The organism is Isoptericola sp. NPDC019693 (assembly GCF_044389085.1).
GTDB lineage: Bacteria > Actinomycetota > Actinomycetes > Actinomycetales > Cellulomonadaceae > Isoptericola.
This window is the reverse complement of the sequence record NZ_JBIRXP010000006.1, coordinates 75,095-91,339: the sequence shown is the minus strand read 5'-3', so window position 1 is coordinate 91,339 and position 16,245 is coordinate 75,095. Positions and strand designations below refer to the sequence as shown.

13 protein-coding genes are annotated in these 16,245 nt (G+C 74.1%); 5 read left to right on the top strand and 8 right to left on the bottom strand.

Translation table 11 applies throughout. From position 1 onward, the window contains the following. The first annotated feature begins 32 nt into the window (after nucleotides 1–32). Nucleotides 33–1,478, top strand: a complete 1,446-nt coding sequence (locus ACH436_RS17260; protein ID WP_430561429.1) for an RICIN domain-containing protein — start codon at nucleotides 33–35, stop codon at nucleotides 1,476–1,478. 76 nt (nucleotides 1,479–1,554) lie between these two features. On the opposite strand, the gene clpB is transcribed toward ACH436_RS17260, so the two are convergent. Beyond that, nucleotides 1,555–4,161 carry an ATP-dependent chaperone ClpB gene (gene clpB / locus ACH436_RS17255; RefSeq protein ID WP_430561428.1) on the bottom strand — a complete coding sequence of 869 codons (2,607 nt, stop codon included), beginning with the start codon at nucleotides 4,159–4,161 and terminating at the stop codon, nucleotides 1,555–1,557. A gap of 147 nt (nucleotides 4,162–4,308) precedes the next feature. On the opposite strand from clpB, the gene ACH436_RS17250 reads away from it, so the two are divergent. From ACH436_RS17250 to ACH436_RS17235, 4 genes are all read left to right on the top strand, one after another. After that, nucleotides 4,309–5,379 carry an LppM family (lipo)protein gene (locus tag ACH436_RS17250; RefSeq protein ID WP_430561427.1) on the top strand — a complete coding sequence of 357 codons (1,071 nt, stop codon included), beginning with the start codon at nucleotides 4,309–4,311 and terminating at the stop codon, nucleotides 5,377–5,379. After that, complete coding sequence (locus tag ACH436_RS17245; RefSeq protein ID WP_430561426.1) at nucleotides 5,372–6,370, top strand: alpha/beta hydrolase; 999 nt, start codon at nucleotides 5,372–5,374, stop codon at nucleotides 6,368–6,370. Before ACH436_RS17250 ends, ACH436_RS17245 begins: the two co-directional genes overlap by 8 nt. A gap of 74 nt (nucleotides 6,371–6,444) precedes the next feature. Then, the gene (locus ACH436_RS17240) at nucleotides 6,445–8,091 is read left to right on the top strand and encodes an AlkA N-terminal domain-containing protein (protein WP_430561425.1); all 1,647 of its coding nucleotides are present in this window, start codon (nucleotides 6,445–6,447) and stop codon (nucleotides 8,089–8,091) included. 89 nt (nucleotides 8,092–8,180) lie between these two features. Next, on the top strand, nucleotides 8,181–8,714 hold the full coding sequence (locus ACH436_RS17235; protein WP_430561424.1) for a methylated-DNA--[protein]-cysteine S-methyltransferase: 534 nt from the start codon (nucleotides 8,181–8,183) through the stop codon (nucleotides 8,712–8,714). Between the two features lie 74 nt (nucleotides 8,715–8,788). Here ACH436_RS17235 and ACH436_RS17230 read toward each other — a convergent pair whose 3' ends face one another. From ACH436_RS17230 to ACH436_RS17200, 7 genes are read right to left on the bottom strand one after another with little or no spacing between them, the layout of a single operon-like run. Next, a complete protein-coding gene (locus ACH436_RS17230; protein ID WP_430561423.1) occupies nucleotides 8,789–9,781 on the bottom strand; it encodes a cation diffusion facilitator family transporter in 993 nt (330 codons plus the stop codon). A 23-nt stretch (nucleotides 9,782–9,804) separates the two neighbouring features. Continuing rightward, nucleotides 9,805–10,161, bottom strand: a complete 357-nt coding sequence (mnhG, locus tag ACH436_RS17225) for a monovalent cation/H(+) antiporter subunit G (RefSeq protein WP_430561422.1) — start codon at nucleotides 10,159–10,161, stop codon at nucleotides 9,805–9,807. Next, nucleotides 10,158–10,559 (bottom strand): monovalent cation/H+ antiporter complex subunit F, encoded by a 402-nt coding sequence (locus tag ACH436_RS17220; RefSeq protein ID WP_430561421.1) that lies wholly within the window; start codon nucleotides 10,557–10,559, stop codon nucleotides 10,158–10,160. The genes mnhG and ACH436_RS17220 overlap by 4 nt, the downstream gene beginning before the upstream one ends. Then, nucleotides 10,556–11,173 carry a Na+/H+ antiporter subunit E gene (locus ACH436_RS17215; protein ID WP_430561420.1) on the bottom strand — a complete coding sequence of 206 codons (618 nt, stop codon included), beginning with the start codon at nucleotides 11,171–11,173 and terminating at the stop codon, nucleotides 10,556–10,558. The genes ACH436_RS17220 and ACH436_RS17215 overlap by 4 nt, the downstream gene beginning before the upstream one ends. Then, entirely contained in the window at nucleotides 11,170–12,786 is a 1,617-nt protein-coding gene (locus ACH436_RS17210) for a Na+/H+ antiporter subunit D (RefSeq protein ID WP_430561419.1), read from the bottom strand. The genes ACH436_RS17215 and ACH436_RS17210 overlap by 4 nt, the downstream gene beginning before the upstream one ends. Next, nucleotides 12,786–13,316, bottom strand: coding sequence for a Na(+)/H(+) antiporter subunit C (locus ACH436_RS17205; RefSeq protein WP_430561418.1), 531 nt, complete (start codon nucleotides 13,314–13,316; stop codon nucleotides 12,786–12,788). The genes ACH436_RS17210 and ACH436_RS17205 overlap by 1 nt, the downstream gene beginning before the upstream one ends. Then, nucleotides 13,313–16,222 (bottom strand): Na+/H+ antiporter subunit A, encoded by a 2,910-nt coding sequence (locus ACH436_RS17200; RefSeq protein WP_430561417.1) that lies wholly within the window; start codon nucleotides 16,220–16,222, stop codon nucleotides 13,313–13,315. Before ACH436_RS17200 ends, ACH436_RS17205 begins: the two co-directional genes overlap by 4 nt. Between the last annotated feature and the right edge of the window lie 23 nt (nucleotides 16,223–16,245).

Genomic DNA, 16,245 nt, shown 5'->3' with positions numbered 1-16,245 from the left:
CCGAGACCCGCCCCGAGGAAGGACCGTCCGACATGACCGACACCCCGCCCCGCCGACGACGGCGCCTTCTGGCCGCCGTCACCACCGCCGCCGTCCTGGCCACCGGCCTCGCCGTCGGCAGCACCACCACCGCCACCGCGGCGCCCGCCGCGGGCACCTACCAGCTGAGCGTGGCCCGCAGCGGCAAGTGCCTCGACGTCGTCGCCGGGTCGAAGGACAACAGCGCCCTGCTGCAGCAGTGGGGCTGCAGCGGTGACCCCTGGCAGCAGTTCGAGCTCGAACCCGTGAACGCCACCACCTACCAGCTGCGCAACGTCAACAGCGACCGCTGCCTCGACGTGCCGAGCGGCACCGCCACGGTCGGCACCCGCATCCAGCAGTGGAGCTGCAAGCCCGCCCAGACCAACCAGCAGTGGACGCTCACCCCGTCCCGCGACGGCTCCTACCTCGTCACCAACGTCGCCAACGGGCTATGCCTCAGCATCCAGGGCGCCTCCACCGACAACGGGGCCGCCCTCGTCCAGGAGGGCTGCACCCACAACACCAACAAGCAGATCACCTTCACCCGGGCGGGAGCCGGCGGCGCCTGGCCGTCGTCCGCCGACGGGTTCGCCTCGACCGACGGGGGCACCACCGGCGGCGCCGGCGGCACGGCGGTCACCGTCACGACGCAGGCGGACCTGGAGAAGTACGTGACGGCATCCGGCCGGTACGTCATCACCGTCGCCGCGCCGATCACGATCTCGCCGAAGGGCAAGGAGCTCAAGGTCGCCTCCGACAAGACGATCGTCGGCAGGGGCACGTCGGGAGAGATCGTCGGCGGCGGCTTCTTCCTCGGCGAGACCACCAGCAACGTCATCATCCGCAACCTCACCATCCGCGACACCCGGATGGTCGAGGACGACCCCGACGACAAGGAGTTCGACTACGACGCCATCCAGATGGACGGCGCCGACCACGTCTGGATCGACCACAACCGCCTCACCCGGATGAACGACGGCCTCATCGACTCGCGCAAGGACACCACGAACCTCACCGTGTCGTGGAACGTGCTCGAGGAGAACAACAAGGCCTTCGGCATCGGCTGGACGGACAACGTCACGGCGAAGATCACGATCCACCACAACTGGATCCGCGCCACGAACCAGCGCAACCCCAGCACGGACAACGTGGCGTACGCCCACCTGTACAACAACTACCTGCAGGACGTCGCGAGCTACGGCAACTACGCCCGCGGCGGCACGAAGATGGTGCTGCAGAACAGCTGGTTCGAGCGGGTGAAGGACCCGTACTTCCGCGACGACACCGCCGCGCTCGCCCAGTCCGGCAGCATCGTCGTGGACTCCACGGGGCAGCAGGAGAGCGGCGGGACGGCGTTCGACCCCGCGTCGTTCTACCCGTACACGCTCGACCCGGCGGCCGACGTGCCGTCGATCGTGCGGGCGGGCGCCGGCCCGCAGGCCTCCATCGGCGGCTGACCACCTTCGCCGAGGTAGTTCGAGAATCGCCGAGGTAGTTCGAGAATCGCGATTCTCGAACTACCTCGGCGTCATGTCATGCCTGCCGTGTCACGACCAGCCCTGCGGCGTCCGGGGCCCGGTCGACGACGACGGTGCTGCCGTCGGAGACCGCGCCCGACAGCAGCTCCTTGGCGAGCCGGTCGCCGATCTCGCGCTGCACCAGGCGGCGCAGCGGGCGGGCACCGTACGCGGGGTCGAAGCCCTCCAGCGCCAGCCACTCGCGCGCGGCGGGCGTGACGTCCACCGTGATGCGCCGGTCGGCCAGCCGCTTCGCGAACGCCGCGACCTGCAGGTCGACGATCTCGCCCAGCTCCTCGACGTTCAGCGCGTCGAAGATCACGACGTCGTCGAGCCGGTTGAGGAACTCCGGCTTGAACGAGGCCCGCACGGCCGCCATGACGGCCTCCCGGCGGGCGGCGTCGTCGAGCGCCGGGTCCACGAGGAACTGCGAGCCCAGGTTGGACGTCAGCACCAGGATGACGTTGCGGAAGTCGACCGTGCGGCCCTGGCCGTCCGTGAGGCGGCCGTCGTCGAGCACCTGCAGCAGGATGTCGAAGACCTCGGGGTGGGCCTTCTCCACCTCGTCGAGCAGGACGACGGAGTACGGCCGCCGCCGCACCGCCTCGGTGAGCTGGCCGCCCTCCTCGTAGCCGACGTACCCCGGAGGGGCGCCGACCAGGCGGGACACGGAGTGCTTCTCCGAGTACTCGGACATGTCGATGCGCACCATGGCGCGCTCGTCGTCGAACAGGAAGTCCGCGAGGGACTTGGCCAGCTCCGTCTTGCCCACGCCGGTCGGCCCGAGGAAGAGGAACGACCCGGTGGGGCGGTCGGGGTCGGCCACGCCGGCGCGCGAGCGCCGCACGGCGTCCGAGACCGCGCGCACCGCGGCCGCCTGGCCGATGAGGCGCTCGCCGAGGACGTCCTCCATGTGCAGCAGCTTCTCCGACTCGCCCTGCAGCAGCCGCCCGGCCGGGATGCCCGTCCAGGCAGAGACCACCTCGGCGATCTCGTCGGAGCCCACCTTGTCGGCGATCATCGGCGCCTCGTGCGCCGCGTCCTCGCCCGACTGCGACGCCTCGGCCCGCTCGGCCTCCGCGAGCTCGCGCTCGACCTGCGGGATCTCCCCGTAGAGCAGGCGGGCCGCCGACTCGAGGTCGCCCTCGCGCTGCAGCCGGTCGGACTCGGTGCGCAGCTCGTCGATGCGCGCGCGCAGGTCGCCGACGCGGTTGTGGCCGGCCTTCTCCGACTCCCACCGCGCGGTGAGCGCGGCGAGCCGCTCGCGCGTGTCGGCGAGGTCGGCGCGCAGCCGCTCCAGGCGGTCCTTCGACGCCACGTCGTCGGACTCCTTGAGCACGACCTCCTCCATCTCGAGGCGCGTGACGGCGCGCTGCAGCTCGTCGATCTCGACGGGCGAGGAGTCCATCTCCATGCGCAGCCGGGACGCCGCCTCGTCGACGAGGTCGATCGCCTTGTCGGGCAGCTGGCGGCCGGTGATGTACCGGTCGGACAGCGCGGCGGCGGCGACGAGCGCGGAGTCCGCGATCGTCACCTTGTGGTGCGCCTCGTAGCGCTCCTTGAGCCCGCGCAGGATGGCGACGGTGTCCTCCACGGACGGCTCGCCGACGAAGACCTGCTGGAAGCGCCGCTCGAGGGCCGGGTCCTTCTCGATGTGCTCGCGGTACTCGTCGAGCGTGGTGGCGCCCACGAGCCGCAGCTCGCCGCGGGCCAGCATCGGCTTGAGCATGTTGCCCGCGTCCATGGCGCCCTCGCCGCCGGCGCCCGCGCCGACGACCGTGTGCAGCTCGTCGATGAAGGTGATGACCTCGCCGTCGGACGCGGTGATCTCCTCGAGGACGGCCTTGAGCCGCTCCTCGAACTCGCCGCGGTACTTGGCGCCCGCGACCATGCCCGCGAGGTCGAGCGCGACGAGGCGCTTGCCCTGCAGGGACGTGGGGACGTCGCCCGCGACGATGCGCTGGGCCAGGCCCTCGACCACGGCGGTCTTGCCGACGCCGGGCTCGCCGATGAGCACGGGGTTGTTCTTGGTGCGGCGACTGAGCACCTGGACGACGCGGCGGATCTCGGAGTCGCGGCCGATGACGGGGTCGAGCCGGCCGTCGCGGGCGCGCTGCGTGAGGTCGCTGCCGTACTGCTCCAGCGCCTTGTAGGTGCCCTCGGGGTTCGGGCTGGTCACGCGGGAGGAGCCGCGGACGGCGGGCAGGGCGGCGCGCAGCGCGTCGGCGGAGGCGCCCGCCTCGGCGAGCGCCTGGGCCGCGGCCGACTGGCCGGCGGCGAGCGCGATGAGCAGGTGCTCGGTGGAGACGTACTCGTCGCCGAGCGCCTCCGCCTCCTTGCCGGCGTTCTCCAGCACGGCGCTCATGGCGCGCGAGGGTGCGGGCTGCGCGACGGCGGAGCCGCTCGCCTGCGGCAGGGCGACGAGGGCCGCGCGGGCGCGCTGGCCGATCTGCTGGGCGTTCGCGCCGACGGCGTCGAGCAGGCCGACGGCGACGCCGCCCGTCTGGTGCAGCAGCGCCTGCAGCAGGTGGACGGGCTCGAGCTGGGGGTTGCCCGCGGCCGACGCCGACTGGACGGCGTCGCCGAGCGCCTGCTGCGACATGGTCGTGAGCTTGATGTCCATGGGACCTCCGGGGTGACGTGCGGTGACACGGAAAAGACGTCTGTCGGGGGAACGACGGCAAAGTTGAGTCTATTCCGCTCAACTTTGATCGCCAACCGGCCGGGACGCCGGGTGGCTGCCCGACCGCCGCTGCGGGATGCTGGGCCGGTGACCACTCCAGCCCGCTGCCCCGTGCGCCGCCTCCGCACCGTGATCGCGGCGGCGCTCGCCGCTGTCGGCCTCCTCGCCCTCGCCGGGTGCATGAAGGTCGACATGGACCTGAAGCTCTCGGAGGACGACACCGTCTCCGGCACCATGATCATGGCCGTCTCGAACAGCCTGGCCGAGACCATGGGGATGGAGCCGAGCGAGCTGTGGGACCAGGCGGGCGGCGAGCTGACGCAGGGCCTGCCCGAGGGCGCCTCCCAGGAGCCCTGGTCCGACGACGAGTACACGGGCACCAGGTACACCTTCGCCGACGCGCCGATCAGCGAGATCTCCGGCGAGGGCGGCGAGGACCTCAGCATCACGCGCGACGGCGACACCTACGTGGTGGACGGCGTCATGGACCTCTCGGAGGGTGCCGACCAGCTCGAGTCGCTGCCGCAGGGCGTCCAGGACGCCTTCGACGTCAGGCTGGCCGTCACGTTCCCCGGGCCCGTGAGCGACGCCACCGGCACCGTCGACGGCAACACCGTCACCTGGACGCCGAAGGTCGGGGAGAACACCGAGATCCACGCCGTCGGCTCCGCCGACGCCGGGAGCAGCTTCCCCTGGTGGATCGTGGGCCTCGTCGTCGGGCTCGTCGTCATCGGCCTGGTCGTGTGGTTCGTCGTGCGGAACAACCGCCGTCCCGCCCCGTTCACGGGCACGGCGACGGGTGATGCCGCGTTCGCCGCGCAGGCGGCCCCCGGGGCCGTGCCGGCGGCGGGCCCGACGCCCGAGGAGCAGGTCTTCGGCGCCCCGCCCGCCCCGCCCGCGCCGCCAGCGCCGCCGACGACGCCGGCGGGTGGTCCCACGACCGGTCCCGTGGCCGAACCGTTCGCACCGGAGCCCGCGCCCGAGACCGCCCCGCCGGCGGGCCCCGCCACGGGCCCGGTCGCCGAGCCGCTGGAGCCCGGCCGCCCCGGCGAGGAGGACACGCTCCGGCAGCCGCCGGCCGACGACCCCTCCGCCCCCGGTCCCGACGTCGAGCCCGGGACCGACGACCGCCCGTCCGGCCCCGCACAGGGTGCCTGACGCGCGGACCGCCCCACGTCCTCCCGAGCCAGGGGCGTGGCGCGAGGACGTCCTCGGCCCGGAGTTCCGGGCGCGCACCCTCCTGCTGCCCGACGGCGCGGAGGCCGTGCTGGTGCGACACGTGCCGTCCACCCCGGGGGACGACGGCGGGGCTCCCGGACGGCAGGGCGCCGTCGCGCGCACGGCGGTGCTGTACGTGCACGGGTTCGCGGACTACTTCTTCCACCCCCACCTGGCGGCGGCCTTCGCCGGGCGCGGCATCGCGTTCTACGCCGTCGACCTGCGCGGCCACGGGCGGGCCTGGGACGCCCAGGTGTCCGCCGGCGGCGACCCCAACCAGGTGCACGACATCGCCGTGTACGCCCGGGACCTCGACGCCGCGGCCGCCGTCGTCCGCGCGGCCGGGCACGAGCGGCTCGTCGTCCTCGGCCACTCCACCGGCGGCCTGGTGGCCCCCCTGTGGGCCGCGGCCCGCCCGGGCCGGGCCGACGCGCTGGTGCTCAACAGCCCGTGGGTCCAGCTGAACAAGCCCCGCCCCGTCCGGCTCGCCGCCACCGCCCTCGTCGAGGCCGTCGGCGTTGTCGCGCCGCGCACCGTCGTCAACCACCTCGACGACGGGTACGCGCGCGCCCTGCACCGGGCGCACGGCGGCGAGTGGGACTTCGACGCGGCGTGGAAGCCGCACGAGCCGTTCGCCGTCCGGGCGGCCTGGCTGCGGTCGGTGCTGCGCGCGCAGCGCCGCCTCGCCCGCGGGCTGGGGCTCCGGGTCCCCGTGCTCGTGCTGACCTCCGACCGGTCCACCACCGACCAGCACCTCACCACCGACACGGTCCTCGACGTCGCGCACATGCGCGAGCGGGCACGGCGTCTCGGCGGCGACGTCACGGTCCGTACCGTCGCGGGCGGCACCCACGACCTGGCCCTGTCGCCACGACCGGCCCGGGACGCGTACCTCACCGCCGTCCTCGACTGGATCGGGGCCCTCCCCTAGCGCCCCGCGGCGGCGCCACAGTCGTGTCCGAATCCCGCTAGCCACCGGTCGGTGGCCGGCGCGAGGATGAAGGCATGACGACGACAGACCGCCCCGACGGCGCACCCGGCACGGTGGACGCGCGCGCGTTCGAGGAGCGGTACCGCGCCATCGCCGCGCGGGACACCCGGTTCGACGGCCAGTTCTTCACGGCGGTCAGCTCGACCGGCATCTACTGCCGGCCGTCCTGCCCGGCGCGCACGCCCAAGCCGGAGAACGTCACCTTCTACCTCACCTCGGCGGCGGCCCACGAGGCCGGGTACCGCGCCTGCAAGCGGTGCCTGCCCGAGGCCGCACCCGGCACCCCCGCGTGGGACCTGCGCCACGACCTCGCCGGCCGGGCGATGCGCCTCATCGCCGACGGTGTCGTCGACCGCGAGGGCACGGACGGGCTCGCGGCCCGCCTCGGGTACAGCGCCCGCCACGTGCACCGGCTGCTCACCGCCGAGCTCGGCGCGGGCCCGCTCGCCCTCGCCCGCGCGCAGCGGGCACAGACGGCGCGGAGCCTCGTCGTCGGCACCGACCTGCCGCTCGCGGACGTCGCGTTCGCCGCGGGGTTCGGCTCGATCCGGCAGTTCAACGACACGATGACCGAGGTCTTCGCCGTCGTGCCGAGCGAGCTGCGCGCCCGCGCCCACCGCCGTCCCACGGCGTTCCAGCACGCGATCCGTCGCGGCACGGGGCCCGATGCCGCGACGGATCGCTTGCTGGATGGCGACTCCGGCGCCGACGCCGCGCGCGTCCGGCTCGACCTCGAGCTGCCGGTGCGGGAGCCGTTCGACGCCCGCGGCGTGATCGCTTTCCTCGCGGCGCGCGCCGTCGACGGCGTGGAGGTCGCCGACCTGTCGGGGGGAGCCTCCGGCGCCGACGTGCGCTACGCCCGCACCCTGCTGCTGCCGCACGGACCGGGCGCGGCGGAGGTGCTGGCGGGGCCCGGCGCGGGCCGGGGACGGGTGGCGGTCCGCCTCGAGCTCGCCTCCGCGGCCGACGTCTCGGTGGCCGTGTCCCGCCTGCGCCGGCTGCTCGACCTGGACGCCGACCCGTCCGCCGTCGACACCGCGCTGGCGGACGACCCCGCGCTGGCGCCGTCGGTCGCCCGCACGCCCGGCCTGCGCCTGCCCGGCACGGTGGACCCGCACGAGATCGTGGTGCGCGCCATCGTCGGGCAGCAGATCAGCGTCGCCGCGGCCCGCACCCACCTGAGCCGGCTGGCGGCCGCCGCGGGCACCCCGTACGAGTCCGCCGTGCCCGGGCTGACGCGCCTGTTCCCGACGCCTGGCCAGGTCGCGGCGTCGGCGGCCGACCACCTGCGCCTCCCCGCCCGGTCGGTCGCCACGGTCGTGGACACCGCCCGCGCCCTCGACGACGGCACCCTCGCCGTCGGGATCGGCGACGACGGCGACGCCCTGCGCGCCGCGCTCGTGGCCCGGCGGGGCATCGGGCCGTGGACCGCCGGCTACGTGGCGATGCGCGTGCTGCGCGACCCGGACTCCTGGCTCGACGGCGACGTCGCGCTCCTGGCCGGTGCCGCCGCGGCCGGGGTCGCGCTGGGGCTCCCGGACGGCGCCTCCCGCGCGGCCCGGTCGCGCGCCCTGGCCGCCCACGCCGAGCGGTGGGCGCCCTGGCGGTCGTACGCGGCCCTCCACCTGTGGCGTGCCGCCCTGCCGCCGGCCAGGCGGTAGCCCCCGTCCGCCCGCCGGCCGCACCCCTGCCCTGCCCCTGCATCCCACCTGCGCGACGCCCGCCCGAGACCGATCCCCCGGAGGTTCCCATGACCGTCACGACCCCGGCCGCCCGTGCCACCACCCTGAGCACCCCGGACGGCCCGTTCACCCTCGTCGTCGACCCGGACGGCACCGTCCTCGCGTCCGGCTGGACGACGGCCGCCGACGCGCTGGTCGGCCTCGTCCACCCCGACGTCCGGCCCGCCGCGACGGTGGCCGTCCCGGAGCACGACGCGGCCGTGGCGACCGCGGTCGCGGCCGTGCGGGCCTACTACGAGGGCGACGTGCACGCGATCGACGCCGTGCCCGTGCACCAGGTCTCCGGCCCGTACCGCACGCACGCCTGGGAGGTGCTGCGAGCGGTCGACGCGGGTGCCCCCGTGACGTACACCCGGTACGCGGAGCTGTCCGGCCGCCCGGCCGCGGTCCGTGCGGCGGCGGGCGCGTGCGCGATGAACGCGGCCGCCCTGTTCGTGCCCTGCCACCGCGTGCTGCGCACCGACGGCAGCCTCGGCGGCTTCCGCTACGGCCTGGACGTCAAGCGCAGCCTGCTCGCCCACGAGGCCCGGCACGCCGGCTGAGCCCGGCCGCCCGCGCCGGATCAGCCCAATCAGCCCGATCAGCCCGATCAGCCCGATCAGCCCGATCAGCCGGCTCAGAGCGAAGGCTCCTCCGGCGTGGAGACGGTGAACACGGCCCCGGCGATGACGGGCACGCGCGTCGCGACCCGCTCGAGGTCGTCCAGGCGGCGCGCGACGGTCTCCTCCGGCTCGTTGCCGCTGAGGTCCACGCTGGCCACGAGGTACAGCGACCGGGGCCCGACGTACTCGAGCCGCAGGTACGTGACGCGCTCGACCTGCGGCATCGCGACGAGGTGGTCCAGCACGGCCGCGCGCGTCTCGGGGCGCGCGGCCTCCCCGACGAGGAACCGCCGGTTGCGGTCGACGAGGACGAGGGAGACGACGGCGAGCACGAGGCCGACGACGATCGACCCGAGCGCGTCGGGCACGGGCGACCCGGTGAGCTGGTGCGCGAGCACGCCCCCGAACGCGACGACGAGGCCGATCAGCGCGGCGGCGTCCTCGGCGTAGACGGCGCGCAGGGTGGGGTCGGAGGTGACGAGCACGTGGTGCAGGACGTCGTGCTCGGCCTTCCTCGCCTCCGCCCTCGCCTGCCGGGAGGCCTGCAGGAACGAGAACCCCTCGAGCACGAACGCGAGGCCGAGGACGGCGTACGCGACGCCGAAGTCGCTCGCCGGCTCCGGGTGCACCAGCTCCTGGATGCCGTGCGTGACGGACACGCCCGCGCCGACCGCGAACAGCCCGATCGCGGCGAACATCGACCACACGTACGCCTCCCGGCCGAAGCCGAGCGGGTGCAGCGGGTCGGCGGGCCGGCGCGAGCGCCGGTCGGCCACGAGCAGGAAGATCTCGTTGCCGGTGTCCGCCCAGGAGTGCACGGCCTCGGCCAGCATGGACGCCGACCCGGTGACCACCGCCGCGAACGACTTGGCCGCCGCGATGAGCAGGTTGGCGCCGAAGGCGATGACGACCGTGAGGGTGCTCTCGCCGCCGCGCTCCTCGCGCACGACGCGCGGGCTGACGCCGGGCTGGACAGGGGCAGGGCGGTCGGGCTCGGCAGGGGCCATGCGCCCGGTCTACCAGCCGGGGGTCAGTCGGGCTCGCCGAACTCGTTGGGACGCAGGTCCTCGGGATCGACCTTGCCGGTGCGGAACCCGGCGCGGCCCACCATGTGGGCGGCGACGGGCGACGTGACGAGCTGGAACGCGACCACCAGCACGAGCATCGCGACGGCGGACCAGCTGCGCACGCGCAGCGCGAGCGCCGTGAGCAGGAGGATGAGGCCCAGCACCTGCGGCTTGGTGACGGTGTGCATGCGGGCCAGCAGCGACGGGAAGCGCACGAGCCCCATCCCCGCGCCGAGCGTCAGGAACGCGCCGGCGAGCAGGCACACCGCGGCGACGGTGTCGGCGATCGTGGTCCACAGACCGGGCTCGACGTGGGTCATCGCGGCGCACCTCCCGTGCCGTCGGCGTCGTCCTCGAGATCGATCGCCCGGGCCCCGTCCCGCTGCTCGCCGCGCGACACGTCAGAGGCACGGGCCTGCGCGGCCACCTCCTCGGGCGTGCGCACCCGGCCCTCGCCCTCGGGCTCCTTCGCGGCGAACCGGGCCATCGTCACGGAGCCCACGAAGCCGACCATCGACAGTGCGACGAGGATCGGGATGGTCTCGGTGCGACGGGACCAGATGGCCTCGATCGCGATGGCGCACACCAGGGTGATGGTCAGGGTGTCGAGGGCGACGGCCCGGTCGAGCATCGACGGACCGCGCTCGACCCGGACGATCGCGAGCAGCGCGGCGGCCGCCACGAGCACGGAGGCCGCGATCACGGCGGCGAGCATCATGCGTCCTTCCCCTCTCGCCCGGACGGCGACGTCGACGCGGCGCCGAGGGAGTCGCCCGGCGCCAGCCCGCACCGGGCCAGCACGGCGCTGCTCGCGAACGCCCGCAGGACCCGCTCCTCGAGGTCCAGCGTGTCGCGGCGCACGGCCTCCGGGCCGCCGGAGCCGTCGATGTCGAGCACGTGCAGGTAGACGACGCCGGTGTCGCGGCGCGCCTCGACGACCAGGGAGCCCGGCACCAGCGACGACATCACCGCGGTGATGGTGAGGTAGGCGTCCTCGGGGTTGCGCAGCCGGACGGCGACGATCGCGCCGTGCGGCGGCGGGCCGGGTCGGACTGCCTTCCACGCCACCTCGAAGGACGCGGCGAACAGGTCGGAGACGAACCGGGCGACGAGCACGACGGCCCGCCACGGACGGACCGTGCCGTTCATCTCGACGACGGGCAGCGGGAACAGCATGACCACCGCGCTCGCGATCACGGCTCCCGCGATGACGTTGGCCCACGACAGGTCGCCCCACAGCATCACCCAGACGGCGGTGAGCAGCACGAGGGCGTGCCACTGCGACCCCAGCCGGCGCAGCAGGTCGGCGGGTCGGCGCGACTGCGGGCTCATCCGTGACCACCTCCCTGGGCGCTGTCCTCGGTCGCGCCGTCGTCGTCGCCGGAGACGACCGACTCGCCGCGGCCGCGGTCCGCCCCGTCGGGGAAGACGGCGTCCACGTAGGTGTGGCCGTCCATCGACGCCGTGGCGGCACGCTCGGCGTAGCCGTACAGCGGGCCGGCGGCGACGGTGAGGAGCAGGCCGAACGCGACGAGCGCACCCGTGGGCAGCACCATGCCGCGCGGCAGCGGCACGTCGGCCTCGATCTCCTCCGACGGCGCCTGCCAGAACGCCTTGTTCCACGCCTTGACGATGGCGTACAGGGTGAGCAGCGACGTCACGACCGACCCGACGACGAGCACCCACGCCAGCCCGGTCCCCACGGTCGCGCCCTCGGTGAGCAGCCCGACCTTGCCGAGGAACCCGGACAGCGGCGGGATGCCGGCCAGGTTGAGCGCGGGCACGAAGAACAGCACGGCGAGCCCGGGGGCGAGCTTCGCGAGGCCGCCCAGCCGGTCGAGCGACGTCGACCCGCCCCGCCACTCGACGAGGCCCACCACGAGGAACAGGGCCGTCTGGACGGAGATGTGGTGCACCACGTAGTAGATCGCCGCGGCGGTGCCCGCCTCGGTGGCGAGCGCGATGCCGAAGATCATGTAACCGATGTGGCTGACCAGGGTGAACGACAGCAGGCGTTTGACGTCGTTCTGCGCGACGGCGCCCAGGATCCCGATGACCATGGTGAGCAGCGCGAGCACCATGAGCACCTGGTCGACGGTGGGGTTGTCCGGGAACAGCACCGTCTGCGTGCGCAAGATCGAGTACACGCCCACCTTGGTGAGGAGGCCCGCGAACACCGCGGTGACCGGCGCGGGCGCCGTCGGGTAGGAGTCCGGCAGCCACGCGGACAGCGGGAAGATCGCCGCCTTGATGCCGAACGCGAGCAGCAGCAGGAGCTGCAGCGCGGTGCGCACGGTCGGGTCGATCTCGGGCAGCCGCTCCGCGAGCTGGGCCATGTTCACGGTGCCGGTGGCGCCGTAGATCAGCGCGATCGCGCTGAGGAACAGCGTCGACGAGACCAGCGTGACGATGATGTACACCGACCCGGCGCGGATGCGCTCGGCCGTGCCACCCAGGGTGAGCAGCACCGCGGACGACGCGAGCAGGATCTCGAACCCGACGTAGAGGTTGAACAGGTCCCCGGTGAGGAACGCGTTCGCGACACCCGCGGCCAGGATGAGGAACGTCGGGTGGAAGATCGCGACGGGGATCATGTCGCCGCGCGTCGCGCCCGGGTCCTCCTCCCCCTCGGGCACGCCCTGCCCCAGGGAGTACAGGAGCACGCACAGCAGCATCACGAACGAGACGGTGAGCATCACCGCGGAGATCCGGTCGGCCACCAGGTCGATGCCGACGGGTGCCGCCCACGAGCCCACCTCGACGACGATCGGCCCGGCGTCCGCGGCGACCAGCAGCCCGACGGAGGCCGCGAGGGCGCCGGCGAGCGCGGTGACGCTGATGATGCGCTGCACGCGGGCGTACCGGTGCAGGGCGAGCGTCAGCCCGGCGGCGAACAGCGGCAGCATGACGGGCAGCGGCACCAGCGTGGCGGAGTCCCAGGGCATCAGGGGCGCTCCTCGGGGGTGCCGGTCCGGGGGCTGTCGGCGCGGTGGGCGTCGTCGTCGCTGTCGTCGACGTCGTCGTACACGTCGGCGGCCTCCTCGTCGAGCGTCTGGTCGGGCTCGGTGTCGTCCGCGTCCTCGAACGCAGGGGCGTTGAGCGCGGCGTGCCGGGCGACCCGCCGGTCCTCGACGTCGTCCGCGACCTCGTCGTGGCCGTGCAGCTGCCACGACCGGTAGGCCATGGCCAGCACGAACGCGGTCAGCGCGAGCGTGATGACGATCGAGGTGAGCACCATCGCCTGGGCGAGCGGGTCGCTCATCCGCACGCCCTCGGGCGCGTTGCCGATGATGGGCGACGCGCCGGAGCGGCCGCCCATGACCAGCAGCATGAGGTTGACACCGTTGCCGATGAGCACGAAGCCGAGCAGCACCCGGGTCAGCGGACGCTCGAGGAGCAGGTAGACGCCGGTGCCGAACATGACGCCGATGGCGAGCACGAGGACGGCGGGCGGGGTGTTCTCGAGGACGATCACGCCGACACCTCCTCACGGGCGGGCCGCGGGTCCTGACGGTCGATCTCGGCGCCGAGCGTGCGCAGCAGGTCGAGCACGAGGCCGACGACGACGAGCATCACGCCGATGTCGAAGAACAGGGAGGTCACGAGGTGCACCTCGCCGAGCACCGGGAAGTGCATGTCGACGATGGCGCTCTGCAGCACCTCCTGCCCGGCGACGAGCGTCGCGAGGCCCACGCCGGCGGAGAGGAACAGGCCGGTGCCGAGCAGCACGCCGGGGTTGACCGGCGCGGCCTCGCCCAGCTCGTACCGCCCGCCCGCCAGGTACCGCACGGCGAACGCGATGCCGACCACGAGCCCCGCGGCGAAGCCGCCGCCCGGGGCGTTGTGGCCGCTGAACAGCAGGAACAGCGCGAACACGATCATGGCGTGGAAGACCACGCGGGTGACGACCTCGAACAGCACGGACCGGCGCTCCGGCTCCAGCGTGCTGCCCGCGGCGAGCCACACGCGGCGCGTGCGCGGGTCGGACCGGCTGACCTCGTCCACGCGGGACAGCCGCAGCACCTCGCCGCTGCGCTGCCGCAGGAAGATGAGCGACGCGACGCCGGTCGCCGCGACGAGCAGCACGGAGATCTCGCCCACCGTGTCCCAGGCGCGGATGTCGACCAGGGTCACGTTGACGATGTTCTTGCCGCCGCCCCAGGTGTAGGCCTCCTCGGGGAAGTCGGTGCTGATCGGCTCGGTGACGCGCGCCAGCGGCGCGGCGACCGTGAACGCCATCACGACAAGACCCGAGACCACCGCCAGCGCGAGCCGCACCCAGCGGCTGGCGGCGAGCGGCCGGTCGGTGAAGTAGGGGGGCAGGCGACGCAGCACGAGCATCATGACGACGAGCGTGACCGTCTCGCAGAGCACCTGGGTGAGCGCGAGGTCCGGGGCGCCGTGCAGCATGAACAGCGTCGCGTTGGCGTAGCCGGCCACGCCCACGAGGACGACGGCCTTGAGCCGGCGGCGGGCGCGCGCCGCGAGCACGCAGGAGATGACGACGACGGCGACGACCGCCGCGTCGGCCGGACGGTCCCACAGCACCAGCTCGAGCGGCGGCTGCCCGCCGATCAGCCCGGACGCGATCACCGTGCCGGGCGCGACGGCGAGGACCACGAGGATGATGCCGAGGTAGACCGGGAGGGAGCCGCGCTGGGTGGCCGCGGTGACGTCGGCGGCGAGGTCGTCCAGACGCCGCATGGTGCGGCGGTAGGTGACCTCGGCGGAGCGCGGGGACCACAGGAAGTCCTGGGCCTTCTCGACCCGGGCGCGCTGCCAGAAGAGCACGAAGCCGGCGAGCAGCACGAGGACCGTGATCGCGAGGACCGGCGTGAACCCGCCCCAGAGCACGAGGTGGCCGGGCTCACCGGCGGGGTAGCGGTCCGCGTACGGGGCGAGCAGCCGCTCCCCGGTCGCCGGCGCCAGCGCGACGGCGAGACCCAGCACCGCGAGCACGAGCGGCGGGGTGACGAGCAGCCACGGCTGGCGGCGCACGGGCGTCGCGGGCGCGGGCTCCGCGGCGGCGTCGCGCGTCGTCGCCGGCGCGCCCGCGGCGGCCACGCCGGGGCGCCGCTTCGTGCCGAACGCGCCCCACGCGAACCGCAGGCCGTAGGCGACGGTCAGCGCGGAGCCGACGGCGACGGCGAGCAGCGCGATCCACTCGAGCGCCCCCGCGCCGTGCGTGACGTCGTGCCACAGGCCCTCGAGCGCGGCCTCCTTGGCGACGTACCCGGCGAACGGCGGGAACCCGATCATCGACGCCGTGGCGAGCACGCCCGCGACGGCGGTGAACGGCATCGTGCGCCACAGCCCGGACAGCTTGCGCAGGTCGCGGGTGCCGGTGGCGACGTCGACCGCCCCGACGACGAGGAACAGCGCGGCCTTGAACATGGCGTGCGCGCCGAGCATCGCGAGGCCGGCGAGCGCGAGCGCCTTGCTGCCGAGCCCCAGCAGCAGCACGATCAGGCCGAGCTGAGAGACGGTGCCGAACGCGAGGACGAGCTTGAGGTCGTGCTGGCGCAGCGCCTGGTAGCCCCCCAGCAGCAGCGTGCCGCCGCCCAGGACCAGCACCAGCCAGCGCCAGACGGGCAGGTCGGCGAACGCCGGGGCGAACCGCGCCACGAGGTAGACGCCCGCCTTGACCATGGCCGCCGCGTGCAGGTACGCGGACACCGGCGTGGGCGCCGCCATCGCCGCGGGAAGCCAGAAGTGGAACGGGATGAGCGCGGACTTCGTCGCGGCGCCCGCGAGGAGGCACACCGCCGCCCAGGTGACCGCGGTGCCCGACGGCGGGTTCGCGACGAGCTCGGAGATCCGCCAGGAGTCGCCCATGACGCCGAGGATGATGAGCCCGACGAGCATGGCGAGGCCGCCGGCCGTCGTCACGACGATCGCCTGCATCGCGGCGCGACGCGACGCCTTGCGGTCGGCGTAGTGGCCGATCAGCAGGTAGGAGAAGACGGTCGTGAGCTCCCAGAACACGAACAGGAGCAGCAGGTCGTCGGCGACGACGAGGCCGACCATGGCGGCGGCGAAGGCCGTGAGCACGGCCGCGAACCGGCCGAGGCCGAGGGCGTCGCGGGCGAAGTAGGCGGAGCAGTAGAGCAGCACCAGGGCGCCGACACCGCCGACCACGAGCAGCATGAACCACGCGAGGGTGTCGAGCTGCAGGGTGATCGACAGGTGCAGGCCGGGCACCCAGGGGACCTCGGTGGTCGGGAAGTCCCCCGCGGTCACCCGGGGGGTCATCGCCAGCGCGTACGCGGCGGCCGAGGTCGGCCCGAGGGCCAGGACCCAGAAGGCTCTCCTGCCCACCCACGCCACCAGAGCCGGCGCCGCGAGGGCCAGCAGGAAGGTGAAGAGCAGCACTGAGAGCACAGCACTCCGTCCGGTCGAAGGGC